Here is a 12,683-nt window from a genome sequence, read left to right as displayed (position 1 = left end):
GTCACAGCACCCGTGTCGCCCCCGCGTACGGCATCTCGTCGAGCGGGGCCACCCGTACGGGGGCCGAGGGGTTGGGGGCGTGGATCATGCGGCCGTCGCCGATGTAGATGCCGACATGGGTGATGCCGGAGTAGAAGAACACCAGGTCGCCGGGGAGGAGTTCGGCGCGGGAGACGCGCCGGCCGGCGTTGATCTGGGTGTAGGTCGTGCGGGGCAGGGAGAGGCCCGCGGCGCGGTAGGCGGCCTGGGTGAGGCCCGAGCAGTCGAAGGAGTCGGGGCCGGTCGCGCCCCAGACGTAGGGGCTGCCGAGCTTGCTGTAGGCGTAGGCGACGGCAGCGGCGGCGCGGGAGTTGGGGGCGCCGACGGTCGCCGAGCCCGGTGCCTGGAGGCCGTCGCGGGCGCCCGTCGCGTCGCGTGAGGCGCGGTCCGTGCCCGGGCCGCCCGCACCACTCGCGCCGAACCGCGCGCGATCCTCGGCGCCGAGTCGGGCCAGCAGCCGCCGGGCCGCGCCCAGCTTTCCGGTGACCGTCCTCTTGCGCCGTTGCAGCTGAGCCTGCTGCGCCTTCAGCGAGGTCAGCTCGACGCGCGCGGCCCCCCGCAACTGCTCGATCTCGCGCAGCTGTTTGCGTACGCGTGCGACGGCGCCCGCCTGCCGGTGACCGGCGCGTTCGGCGAAGGCGGCCCCGTCGAGGTACTGGTCGGGGTCGTCGGAGAGGACGAGCTGCAGCGCGGGGTCGAGTCCGCCGCTGCGGTACTGGGACGCGGCGACCGAACCGAGCGCCTCCCGTGCGACGTTGAGCCGTTCCTCCGTGCGCGCGGCCCGGTCCCGCAGGGAGTTCAGCCGTTGCTCGGTCGCCTCGGTCTTCTCCTTCGCGCCGTTGTACTTCTCGGTGGCGGCCTCCGCCTCCTGGTACAGCTGGTCCACCTTGGCCTTGACCTGCGCCGGCGTCAGGTTCGGCTCGGCGTGGCCGGTTCCGTCGAATCCGGTCGCGGTCGCCGCGCCCGCCAGGGCGAGCGTCGCCGCCGTCCGGGCCGTGTTGCCGCTGAACGAGCGCTGTCTGGGCTTGCGGTGCGCTGCCACGTGGACCTGCACGTCCTTTCGTACGACCGCCATGTCCGTACGCCGGGGGAGAGCGTACGGCCGTCGGGGGACGTAGCCGCGGGGGGAGCGGACGTACGACCGCCGGAGACGGTTCCGCGTCCGGCGACGGCCCGCACAGGGGGAGCGAGCCGCCGCCGGACCTTCTCGGCGGTGGTGGCCGACTGCCGCCCCTGGCCCGGGCGGCGGTGGGGAGCCGGTCACCTGAGGGAGGACGGTAGGACGCGGAGTGACGAACTTGTGACGGGTTGTGCGGAACTGGCGCGAGTGGACCGAAGGGTGACCGTACGTGACCGTGATCCCGTTCCGGGCTCGCCGTCTTCACGCAGAGCGATGACCGATGTGGGGAATCCGGGACATGGGGCTGTGGCGGAGTGCTATGGCGCATATATGCAACGCCCTGCGCGCCTCTCGACCGGGCCGGTGTCGGGCGTCCGGCGGCCCCTGATTAGGCTCCGGCTCCATGGACGTACTCATCCATCTCTTCGTCGGCCTGCACATCATCGGCATCGCCTCGCTCCTCGGCGGCTTCCTCACGCAGATGAAGGCGATGGGCCGGGGCACCGCCCGCTTCGTCCCCGCGATGCTGCACGGCGCGCTGACGATGCTGGTCACCGGCGTGATCCTGGTCGGCCTCAACCAGGCCGACGACCAGCCGGTGAACAACATCAAGATCGGTGTGAAGCTGGCCCTGCTGATCGTGATCCTGGGTCTCGTCTATGTGAAGCGGGACGACGAGAAGGTGGACAAGAGCCTGTTCGGGCTGGTGGGCGCGTTGACCACGGCCAACATCTTCATCGCGGTGCTGTGGACGTGACCTCGGCCCGGACGGCCGCCGAGGCCGTCCGCACCGCGCCCCAGGCGACCGCCAGCCACACCGCCACCGCGATCCACAGCAGGGCCTGACCGGGCACCTTCAGCCAGGAGACGTCGAAGGCGTCGGCGACGGACAGCATCGCCGCCGCGGTCATCCCCATCGGAAACACCGCCGCCCAGCGGCGCTCGTCGTAGTGCGGGCGCCGCCGGACGCATTCGGCGGCCACGAGTACGGCGTACCAGCACAGGTCGAGCACGAGCAGGCCGACCGTCACGGTGCGCAGGACGCCGCTGTCGTCGCTGTTCCACAGGTACAGGCGCGCGCTGTCGGCGGCGAGGAGCCTCGATCCGGCGAGCGCCGAGATGGAGAGCGCGCCGCCCGCGATCCACTGGTCGCCCGAGCCCTCGGTCACCTGGCGGAAGTCGAAGCAGAACAGCGCGGCGCAGTACAGCGCCAGGCCGAGCCAGAAAAGCACCAGAGCGGCGTGCGCGAGCCAGTCGGTCGCCTTGGCCCCGGCGAGGGCGGCGGCCAGTACGGCGAGCCCCTGCGTGGCCACACAGCCCAGGAACACCGTCCCCGGCATCCGCCGCCGCCAGCGCGGTACGCCGGCGAGGAGCAGGCCGGGCCACAGCACCACCGACAGCGCCAGCAGAGCCGCCGCGACGGTCTGCTGCCCGAGGGCCGAGAAACCGGTGCCGAGCGCGGCGGTGGCGGCGACCGCCGTGAGCGCGCCCGGCGTGGCCGCCTCCGCCATCCACCGCTCGCGTTCCCACAGCAGCCCCACGGCGAAGCGCACCGCCAGGACCAGCCACGCGGCGGACGCCGCTCCCAGCGCGATCCAGGACAGCACCTCGTACCCCGCCAACCGCAGGCCGACCGCCAGGATGCCGGTCGCCATGACAGCGGCGCCGGTCGTCGGCGATCGCCGCGCCCACCAGGCGCGGAGGGGGGAGGGTCGGGGCATGCCCCGATGCTAAGGAGCCACCTCACCGCGGGCGCGGAAAGGCGCTCCACGCGCGCGTGCCCCCACCCGGTCGGCCCCCGGCGGGGTCAGGCCGGTCGTACGACGCTGTGGATCCCCGACTCGCCGTCGTAGTAGATGGACTCCTCGCGGACGTACGCGCCCGGCTTCGGGGCGTGGATCATCATGCCGTTGCCGATGTAGATGCCGACGTGACTGATGTCGTCGTAGAAGAAGACCAGGTCACCGGGCTGGGCGTCGGCGAGGGAGACCGTGGTGCCGACGTTGACCTGGTCGTAGGTGACGCGGGGGAGGTCCACGCCGGCGGCCTTCCAGGCGGCCTGGGTGAGGCCGGAGCAGTCGTAGGAGTCGGGGCCGGTGGCGCCCCAGACGTACGGCTTGCCGATCTGTGCGCGGGCGAAGGCCAGCGCCTTCTCGGCCTTGGTGGCGTACGAGGAGTCGGTGGGCGTCGACGACGAGGAGGAGGGGGACGAAGGGGACGAGGACGGCGAGGACGGCGAGGAGCTGTCCTGCTGGGCGGCCGCCTCCTCCTGGGCCTTCTGCTGCGCGGCCTGCTGCTTCGCCAGCTCCGCCGCCTTGCGCGCGGCCGCTTCCCGCTTCTGCTTCTCGATCGCGGCGAGCCGCGCCTTCTCCTCCGCCGTCAGCTTCGACAGCAGGCCGCGCGCGTCGGCGAGCTTCTTCTGGACGGTGGTCTTGGCGGTCTTCAGGTCGTTCTGCGAGTCGGTGAGCGTGGCGAGGCTCTCGCTCGCCTCCCGGCGCTTCTCCATCGTCGCCGACTGCTCGGCGAAGTAGTCGTCGACCTCCTGCTTCTGACGACCGGTCATCCGGTCCATCAGCTGGGTCTGGTCGAAGTAGTCCTGCGGGGAGTCCGCCAGCAGGAAGGTCGCGGTGTCGGGCGCGGCCGCGCCGGTGCGGTACTGGGCCGCGGCGTAGGAGCCGAGCCGCTCGCGCTCCTCGTTGAGCTTCTGGGCGCGCTTTGCGACGTCGTCGAGGAGGGTGTCGACGTGCTTGCGCTGCTTCGCGGTCTTCTCCTTGGCCGCGTTGTACTTGTCGGTCGCCGACTCCGCCTGGCGGTAGAGGTCGTCGACCTTCTTCTCGACCTCCTCCAGGCTCGGCTTGTCGTCCGCGGGTGCGGCGTGGGCCGTCTGGGAGAGCAGGGCCACGGAGGTGAGGGCTGCCGTGGCGAGGGCGGGCGTGCGTATGCCCGCCACGCGCGTGCCCGCGGGGCGGGGCTTGCGGTGCTGCGACGCCAAGGGAGGCGACTCCTTCCATCGTCCGCCTACCGGGTTAGCTGTCGGGTTCGGGCGGGTGGTTCGGAAGGGTTGCCCTACGGCCTTGTCCCCGTCGGGGAGTGGGGCCGATTCACCCCAAGGTCTCGGTGGGTCCCCGGCTCCGGCCGGCACTGCGGCGCGGGCGGACTCGGCGGAGGCCGCGCGGCCCGGCGACGTTCGCCGGTGGGGGTCGTACGGCCTGCCCGGCACGGTAGCCAACTGGTGTGGCCCTTGTGAAGGTTGATGGGTGATATGCCCGATACATTTTCGTGACCCGAGGTCAGGGCTTTACTCGTTGGGGCCCATGTGGAGATGTCTGTGACGACTTGGGCGTGTTTGCGACCGCGAAATGAGTTCGTCGCGGATCGTGACGGAGTGGTTCCGCAGGGTGTGAGGGCGGGATTTCCGGGATGTTTTCGGGGCGGCGGCCCGTTGTCGGTGGGGCGCCCTAGACTCGGAGAGCGATGAGCAGCCTCTTTGACGACAGCTTCCTGGCGGACCTCCAGGCCCCGAAGGGCCATGGGGAAGAGCCCCCGCCGCCGCCCGACGACGATCACGTACCGGAGCCGATCCCGGACGATCTGTTCGGCGGGAAGTTCGACGTGCCGCCGGACCGGGAGGAGTACTACCGCGACGGCGCCCCACGCCCGGCGGTGGACCCCGCCGCGCTCCTGGAGGGGCTGAACGAGAACCAGCGCGCCGCCGTCGTGCACCACGGCACCCCGCTGCTCATCGTGGCCGGCGCCGGCTCCGGCAAGACCCGTGTGCTCACCCACCGCATCGCCCACCTGCTCGGCGAGCGGAACGTGCATCCGGGCCAGATCCTCGCGATCACCTTCACCAACAAGGCCGCGGGCGAGATGAAGGAGCGCGTCGAGCAGCTCGTCGGCCCGCGCGCGAACGCGATGTGGGTGATGACCTTCCACAGCGCGTGCGTGCGCATCCTGCGCCGCGAGTCCAAGAAGCTCGGCTTCACGGCGTCGTTCTCGATCTACGACGCGGCCGACTCCAAGCGCCTGATGGCCCTGGTCTGCCGCGACCTGGACCTCGACCCCAAGCGTTTCCCGCCCAAGTCCTTCAGCGCCAAGATCAGCAACCTCAAGAACGAGCTGATCGACGAGGAGGACTTCGCCGCGCAGGCCACCGACGGCTTCGAGAAGACCCTCGCCCAGGCCTACGCCCTGTACCAGTCGCGGTTGCGCGAGGCGAACGCCCTCGACTTCGACGACCTGATCATGACGACGGTCAACCTGCTGCGTGCCTTCCCGGACGTCGCCGAGCACTACCGCCGCCGCTTCCGGCACGTCCTCGTCGACGAGTACCAGGACACCAACCACGCGCAGTACGCCCTCGTCCGCGAGCTCGTCGGCACCTCCGAGCACCCCGTCGACGTGCCGCCCAGCGAGTACGACGTCCCGCCCGCCGAGCTCTGCGTGGTGGGTGACGCCGACCAGTCGATCTACGCCTTCCGCGGCGCGACCATCCGCAACATCCTCCAGTTCGAGGAGGACTACCCGGACGCGACGACGATCCTGCTGGAGCAGAACTACCGCTCCACCCAGACGATCCTCAGCGCCGCCAACGCGGTCATCGAGCGCAACGAGTCCCGCCGCCCGAAGAACCTGTGGACCAAGGCGGGCACGGGCGCGCGCATCACCGGCTACGTCGCCGACACGGAGCACGACGAGGCGCAGTTCGTCGCCGACGAGATAGACCGCCTCACCGACGCGGGCGACGCGAAGGCCGGAGACGTCGCCGTCTTCTACCGCACCAACGCGCAGTCCCGTGTCTTCGAGGAGGTCTTCATCCGGGTCGGCCTGCCCTACAAGGTGGTCGGCGGCGTCCGCTTCTACGAGCGCAAGGAGGTCCGGGACGTCCTGGCCTACCTGCGGGTGCTCGCCAACCCCGAGGACTCCGTGCCGCTGCGGCGGATCCTCAACGTCCCCAAGCGGGGCATCGGCGACCGCGCGGAGGCGATGATCGACGCCCTCTCCCAGCGCGAGAAGATCAGCTTCCCACAGGCACTGCGCAGGGTCGACGAGGCGTACGGCATGGCCGCGCGGTCGACCAACGCCGTCAAGCGGTTCAACACGCTGATGGAGGACCTCCGTACGATCGTGGAGTCCGGTGCCGGACCGGCCACCGTCCTCGAAGCGGTCCTCGAACGCACCGGCTACCTCGCCGAGTTGCAGGCCTCCACCGACCCGCAGGACGAGACCCGCATCGAGAACCTCCAGGAACTCGCCGCCGTCGCCCTGGAGTTCGAGCAGGAGCGGGGCGAGGGGGAGTCGGTGGCGCTGTCCGACTTCCTGGAGCAGGTGGCGCTGGTCGCCGACTCCGACCAGATCCCCGACGAGGACGAGGACGGCTCCGGCGTCATCACCCTGATGACCCTGCACACCGCCAAGGGCCTCGAGTTCCCGGTCGTCTTCCTCACCGGCATGGAGGACGGCGTCTTCCCGCACATGCGCGCCCTCGGCCAGACCAAGGAACTGGAGGAGGAGCGGCGCCTCGCGTACGTCGGCATCACCCGCGCGCGGGAGCGGCTGTACCTGACGCGGTCCGCCATGCGCAGCGCGTGGGGGCAGCCGTCGTACAACCCGCCCTCGAGGTTCCTGGCGGAGATCCCGGACCAGCACGTGGAGTGGAAGCGGACGGGGGCCCCGACGGCTCCGGCCGGTCCGGTCTCCGGGGTCGCGGCGTCGCTGTCGTCGTCCCGCTCGCGCTCGTCGGCCTCGGGCGCGTCCGGCTTCGCCACGCGTCGGACCTCGGAGAAGCCGGTGGTCGCGCTGGCGGTCGGCGACCGGGTGACGCACGACCAGTTCGGCCTCGGGACCGTCGTCGCGGTCAAGGGCACGGGCGGGAACGCCGAGGCGACGATCGACTTCGGTGACACCAAGCCGAAGCGGCTGCTGCTGCGGTACGCGCCGGTCGAGAAGCTCTGACCGAGGCTTTCACGTGCCGAGCCCCCGCCGAAGGGCGGGGGCTCGCAGGGTACTTACCGGCGCGCAAGAACGTTTTACGTGGGGTCCAGCCCGTGGCTGCGCAGCCACGGGAGCGGGTCGACCGGCGAACCTCCGCCCGGGCGCACCTCGAAGTGCAGGTGAGGCCCGGTCGAGTTGCCGGAGTTGCCGGAGTACGCGATGGGCTCGCCGGCCTTCACCTCCGTACCGGCGGGGACCCGGTAGCTGGAGAGGTGGCAGTACCACGTCTCCGTGCCGTCCTTCGCCGTCAGGATCAGCATGTTGCCGTAGGCGACGTTGTACTGCGTCCGCACGGTGCCGTCGGTCGCGGCCAGCACGCTCGTGCCGTACGAGACGGGGAAGTCGATGCCGGTGTGGACGGACATCCAGTTGATGCCGGCCTGGCCGTAGTAGGCGCTGAGTCCGTGCTGCGCGACCGGCAGCGCGTACTTCGGGCGCAGCCGCTCCTTGCGGGCCGCCTCCGCGGCCGCCTTCTTCTGCTCGGCCTCCTGCTGCGCCTTGAGGTCGATGCGTTCCTGCGTGCGGCTGGCCCGGTCGGCGAAGTCGTCCGCCCCGGCGCTCAGGCTCTTGAGCTGGTCGTCCAGCTTGTTGTTGGCGGTGGACGGTTTCACCGCCTTCGTCTGCACGTCCGCGGCGGAGGCGGTGGTGGTCTCCTTGCCGTCGTCGGCCAGGGCCCCGACCGACGCGGCGGCGATCCCGGCGACGCCCATCACACAGGCCGAGGGCACGGCGATGGTCATCAGCGCGGAGCGCTTCGCGGGCGGTCGGCGGCGGGAGCGGTTCCCGCGGGCCGCCGCGCGTGAGCCGGGGAGAGGGACGACCTCTTCCTGGTCGTCGAGGAGCGGGGTGACGGCGGGCAGTTCGCCGGTCGCGGCCAGGTCGCCGTCGCGCGGGGCGGGCTCGTCGAAGGAGACGTGCTCGAAGGTCGCGGTCGCCATCTGGTCGAAGGGCACGGGCTGTTCGTCGAATGACTGCTCGTCGTAGGACGACTGCTGCTCGTCGAACGAAGGCTGCTGCTCGTCGAACGAAGGCTGCTGTTCTTCGTACGAGGCGTGCTGCCCTTCGTACGAGGCCTGCTGCGGCTCGAAGGGCGTGTGGTGCTCGTACTCACCGGTGGTGGGGGTGGCGCTCCCGTCGGAGTTCCACTGGGTGGCGTCGTAGGCGCCGGTGTCGAAGGTCTGGGTGCCCCACTCCCAGTGCTGGGTCTGGTCGGAGGGGCCGCCGGACCGGTCGGGCTGGAGCCAGGCACTCGCGTCCCACTGGCCGCTGGTGTCGGGGGCCGTGGCCTGCGACGGGATCACGGAGAGCCGCTGCGGGTCCGTGGGCCAGGCGGCGGTCTCGTACGCACCGGTGTCGTAGGCGGCGTGGTGCTGGGCCGCGTACGGGTCCTGGTTCAGCGTGTGATGGCTGCCCGTGGACCACTGCGCGGCGTCGTACGAGCCGGAGTTGTGGGTCTCGCCGGGCAGGTCGCCGAAGAGGGGGTCCGTGGCGAAGGTGGTGGTGTCGTGGCCGCCGGTGTGAAAACCGCTGGCGTCGTAGCCGCCGTACGTGGTGAAGTCGCCGTACTGGGCCTCCTGTCCGCCGTGCGACGCGTAGTGCGCCGAGGCGGCGTCCGAGGCCGGAGTCGGGGAGGCCATGGCCCCCGACGGGTGACGATCGTTCACCAACTTCTCTTTCGCCTCGACGACAGGGGCTGCCAGAGCAGTGCGGCGACTGTACCCGGCGGTACGCGGGCACGACAATCTTCGTCAGGTTTCGTGCCCGGGGGAAAGGGGCATTCGGCCGTGTTTCGGGGAACTGCGGGCGCGGGTTTGGCCTTGTGTTCGATGACTGTTCGATATCGGACGGCTGTCGGGGCGCTGTGAGTCGGCTGTGACGGGGGCTCGTCGCGCGGTTCTCACGCCACGGTCAGACCGCCGGCACGGGCGGCCGGCACTTCCGTTCGCGCGGTGTCCGGGGAGTCGAGGGCCTGGCGTATGCCGGTCGCCACCGCCGGGTGCACGGGCAGGGCGAGATGGCCCACTCCGGTGACACGCACGTTCTCCGCGAGCAGGTCGGCGTGGTCGATGCAGGCGGTCTCCAGCGGGTCCATCACGTGGTCGAGGTCGCTCCAGAAGCTGACGAACCGCGTACGGCAGCCGGGCGCCGGGCGGCTCAGCTCCTCCAGGACCTCCGAACCGGGGCGCATCTGGCGCACGATGGGGTGCGCGTTCGCCAGGGGCGCCACCCGGGTGCCCGCGTGCGGCGTGCCGAGGGTGACCAGGGTGCGCACCCGCAGGTCGCCGCCGAGCCGCTGGACGTAGTAGCGGGCGATCAGGCCGCCGAGGCTGTGCCCCACGATGTCGACCCGCTCGCTGCCCGTGCGGGCGCAGATCTCGTCTATGTGCCGGCCGAGCAGCTCGGCGGCGGTACGGATGTCGCAGGTCAGCGGCGAGTAGTTGAGCGACTCGATCTGCTGCCTGCCGTGCTGGGCGAGGTTGCGCCGCAGCAGGACGAAGACGGAGCGGTTGTCGATGAAGCCGTGCAGCAGGACGACCGGCGGCTTGGCCTCGGTCGGGAGCCGTGCCGCGTCCGGAGAGGGGGGAGGGGGGACGGTGTCGCCCCGGCGTTCCTGGAAGATGCCGGAGGGATAGAGGAGGAGGTGGCCCGTCAGGATCGCGATCTCCAGGGCGGTCGCCTTCAGCAGCGCCGCGGAGAGCCCTGCCAGCCTGGTCGGCAGGAGTCGCTGACACAGGGGGAGAAAGGGTGTCAGCGCCTTGGTGACCTTCATGGCCGACCTCCTGTCGACACACCGGAGGACGGCCCTGTCCCCCGGGTGCTCTCGGCCTTTGCGCCGGTCCCTGGGGAACGGTGCATCGTGAACGTTTGTCCCATCGTGTGATTTCCCCCTCCCTATCCACCGTGAAACTGCCGGTTGCGGGATGCTGGAGATAACGTTCGTTCACTTCCGCAGCGGCTCATCCGGTGCAGTGGGCGGAGGAATGTGCGGTACAGGCGAGCTGTAGCGGCACGCGTGGCGTGTGCCGTAGTTGTCGGTACCCATGACTCGGTACACATGGATGTATCGGTACGGATGGATGTAGTCGCTTCATGGAGGCAGTGATGGGTGTGGCAGCCGGTCCGATCCGCGTGGTGGTGGCCAAGCCGGGGCTCGACGGCCACGATCGCGGGGCCAAGGTGATCGCGCGGGCGCTGCGCGACGCCGGTATGGAGGTCATCTACACCGGGCTCCATCAGACCCCCGAGCAGATCGTGGACACCGCGATCCAGGAGGACGCCGACGCGATCGGCCTGTCCATCCTCTCCGGCGCCCACAACACGCTCTTCGCCGCGGTGATCGACCTGCTCAAGGAGCGCGACGCGGAGGACATCCTCGTCTTCGGCGGCGGGATCATCCCCGAGGCGGACATCCCCCCGCTGAAGGAGAAGGGCGTCGCCGAGATCTTCACACCCGGCGCGACGACCCAGTCCATCGTGGACTGGGTACGCGCGAACGTGCGACAGCCCGCGGAGGCGTAGGGCCGTCGCGGCGTGGGGTGGGCTGGGGTCCACTGTCGGTGGGCCGGTGACTGGGGTGAGCCCGGGGAGCCTCGGCAGGCCGGGTGACCGGCCGTGGGTCGAGGTGCTTGGTGGTCGGCTGGGGGCGCCTCGGCGGGTCGGGTGACCGACACTGGACCCAGGCGGTTGGCGGGCCGGGCGGCTGGGTGCGTCGGTGGTCGGGCGGCTGGGTGCGTCGGTGGTCGGGCGACCGACCGTGCGCCGGGGTGCGTCGGTGGCCCGGTGATCGGCACTGGACCCAGGCGGTTGGCGGGGCGGCTGGCTGGGCGGTCCGGGTGGTCGGCGGGCGGCCGCCGGGTGTGTCGGTGGGCCGGGGTGAAGGACTCGAGGTTTACGCCGGTTTCAGCTCCTCCGTCATCGCCGCGCGCAGGCGCAGCGTTGTGACCAGGCGTTGGAAGGCCTCCGCCCAGTAGCCCCCGGCTCCGGGCGAGGCGTCCTCCGGCTCGTCCGGTATCGCGAGCAGGCCGTCGAGGCGGCCGGCCTCGGACGGGTCGAGGCAGCGCTCGGCCAGTCCCATCACCCCGCTGAAGCTCCAGGGATAACTCCCCGCGTCCCGCGCGATGTTGAGCGCGTCCACCACGGCCCGCCCCAGCGGCGCCGCCCACGGGACCGCACACACCCCGAGCAGCTGAAACGCCTCGGACAGACCGTGGGTCCCGATGAACCCGGCGACCCACTCGGCCCGCTCGTCGGCGTCCAGCGCGCCGAGCAGCTTGGCCCGCTCGGCCAGCGACACCGCCCCGGGACCGCCGGCCTCGGGCGCGGCGGGCACCCCGAGGAGCGCCCGCGACCACTCGGCGTCCCGCTGCCGCACCGCCGCCCGGCACCACGCCGCGTGCAGTTCGCTCTGCCAGTCGTCCGCCACAGGCAGCGCCACGATCTCCCGGGCCGTACGCCCGCCCAGCCGCCCCGGCCAGGTGCCGAGCGGGGCCGCCTCCACCACCTGCCCCAGCCACCAGGACCGTTCCCCCCGGCCCGCGGGCGCCTTGGCCACGACGCCGTCACGCTCCATACCCGCGTCGCACTCGTGCGGTGCCTCCACGCTGATCGTCGGCGCGTCACGCGTGTGGTCGACGGCCACGCAGGCCCCCGCCCGGTCCGCCATGCGCGCGGCGAGCGCCGAGTCGGGCAGCGCCGACAGCAACTCCGCCGCCGTCGCCCGTACGTTGCGGCTGCGGTCGGACAGGGCCTGCTCCAGGAACGGCTCGTCCTCGGGGCCGAGACCCGTGCGCAGCGAGTCGAGGAACATCAGCCGGTCCTCCGCCCGCTCCGTCGACCACGTCGCCGCGAGCAGCTCCCGCGCGGCCGCCGGCTCGCGCGCCCGTATCGCCGCGAGGAGCCCGACCCGCTCCGCGAACAGGCCCTCCTGCCACAGCTGTCGCACCCGCGCGGTCTCCTCCGGTCCCGGCAGCGCCGCGCCCCCGCCCGGCGTGGCGCGCAGGGCGAACCGCCAGTCCGGGTTGAGCCGGGCGAGCCACAGCGCGCGCGGCCCCGCGAACGTCAGCGCCGCGGGCCGCAGGTCCGTACGCCCCCGGGCCGCGTCCAGCAGCGCGGGCAGCGCGTGCGGGGGCGCCGCGTAACCCTGGGTGTTCGCCGCCGCGAGCCACTGGGGCAACAGCTCCATGAGGTCCGGTGCCGCCCCTCTGCGGCCGGCACCGGCCGTGGCGGAACGGTCGGCCAGCAGCATCGCGAGCCTGCGGACCGCCGCGTCCGGCAGCGCCGGGCGCGGGTCCTCCGGAGCGGGCTCCGGGCGCCGCGCCGCCCGCGCGGGCCGCAGCCCGGCCCGCCGCCGTACGGTCTCCACGGCCGCCGCGTCCAGCAACGCCACCGGCGCCTCCCGCCCCGGCCCGAGGCCCGGGGGTGTGCGCCGGTCTGTGCCGAGCAGGGCGGCGGTGACGAGGTTCTCCCAGGTGGAGGACGTGGAAGTCGTGTTCATGAGGACCACCCTCGGGTGCTCTGCGGGACTGGAGTC

At 71.8% G+C, this 12,683-nt stretch carries 9 protein-coding genes and 1 riboswitch; of the genes, 3 read left to right on the top strand and 6 right to left on the bottom strand.

What is annotated here, in order from left to right:
• Window position 1 precedes the first annotated feature (1 nt).
• Window positions 2-1,081, bottom strand: coding sequence for an NlpC/P60 family protein (locus ACGFNV_RS10160; protein ID WP_393621490.1), 1,080 nt, complete (start codon window positions 1,079-1,081; stop codon window positions 2-4).
• Between the two features lie 481 nt (window positions 1,082-1,562).
• Here ACGFNV_RS10160 and ACGFNV_RS10155 point away from each other — a divergent pair, with 481 nt between their 5' ends.
• On the top strand, window positions 1,563-1,916 hold the full coding sequence (locus ACGFNV_RS10155) for a hypothetical protein (protein ID WP_133927573.1): 354 nt from the start codon (window positions 1,563-1,565) through the stop codon (window positions 1,914-1,916).
• Here ACGFNV_RS10155 and ACGFNV_RS10150 read toward each other — a convergent pair.
• Window positions 1,894-2,880, bottom strand: coding sequence for a tellurite resistance/C4-dicarboxylate transporter family protein (locus ACGFNV_RS10150; RefSeq protein ID WP_393621029.1), 987 nt, complete (start codon window positions 2,878-2,880; stop codon window positions 1,894-1,896). The genes ACGFNV_RS10155 and ACGFNV_RS10150 overlap by 23 nt on opposite strands.
• A gap of 86 nt (window positions 2,881-2,966) precedes the next feature.
• Entirely contained in the window at window positions 2,967-4,151 is a 1,185-nt protein-coding gene (locus ACGFNV_RS10145) for an NlpC/P60 family protein (RefSeq protein ID WP_393621027.1), read from the bottom strand.
• A 7-nt stretch (window positions 4,152-4,158) separates the two neighbouring features.
• Window positions 4,159-4,318, bottom strand: a riboswitch (cyclic di-AMP (ydaO/yuaA leader).
• Window positions 4,319-4,633: 315 nt separating this feature from the next.
• On the opposite strand from ACGFNV_RS10145, the gene pcrA reads away from it, so the two are divergent.
• Window positions 4,634-7,114, top strand: a complete 2,481-nt coding sequence (pcrA, locus tag ACGFNV_RS10140; RefSeq protein ID WP_393621025.1) for a DNA helicase PcrA — start codon at window positions 4,634-4,636, stop codon at window positions 7,112-7,114.
• A 74-nt stretch (window positions 7,115-7,188) separates the two neighbouring features.
• On the opposite strand, the gene ACGFNV_RS10135 is transcribed toward pcrA, so the two are convergent.
• A complete protein-coding gene (locus ACGFNV_RS10135) occupies window positions 7,189-8,817 on the bottom strand; it encodes a peptidoglycan DD-metalloendopeptidase family protein (RefSeq protein ID WP_393621023.1) in 1,629 nt (542 codons plus the stop codon).
• 233 nt (window positions 8,818-9,050) lie between these two features.
• Window positions 9,051-9,923, bottom strand: a complete 873-nt coding sequence (locus ACGFNV_RS10130; RefSeq protein WP_393621021.1) for a lipase family alpha/beta hydrolase — start codon at window positions 9,921-9,923, stop codon at window positions 9,051-9,053.
• A 332-nt stretch (window positions 9,924-10,255) separates the two neighbouring features.
• Between ACGFNV_RS10130 and ACGFNV_RS10125 the strand changes: the two genes are divergently transcribed.
• Entirely contained in the window at window positions 10,256-10,672 is a 417-nt protein-coding gene (locus ACGFNV_RS10125) for a cobalamin B12-binding domain-containing protein (RefSeq protein WP_133927567.1), read from the top strand.
• Between the two features lie 370 nt (window positions 10,673-11,042).
• Here the strand turns inward: ACGFNV_RS10125 and ACGFNV_RS10120 are convergent, their stop codons facing one another.
• Window positions 11,043-12,647 (bottom strand): DUF5691 domain-containing protein, encoded by a 1,605-nt coding sequence (locus ACGFNV_RS10120; protein WP_393621019.1) that lies wholly within the window; start codon window positions 12,645-12,647, stop codon window positions 11,043-11,045.
• Between the last annotated feature and the right edge of the window lie 36 nt (window positions 12,648-12,683).

Source organism: Streptomyces sp. NPDC048751, assembly GCF_043198595.1.
GTDB lineage: Bacteria > Actinomycetota > Actinomycetes > Streptomycetales > Streptomycetaceae > Streptomyces.
The sequence above is the reverse complement of the archived record's forward strand: the minus strand, read 5'-3'. Positions and strand labels throughout refer to the sequence as shown.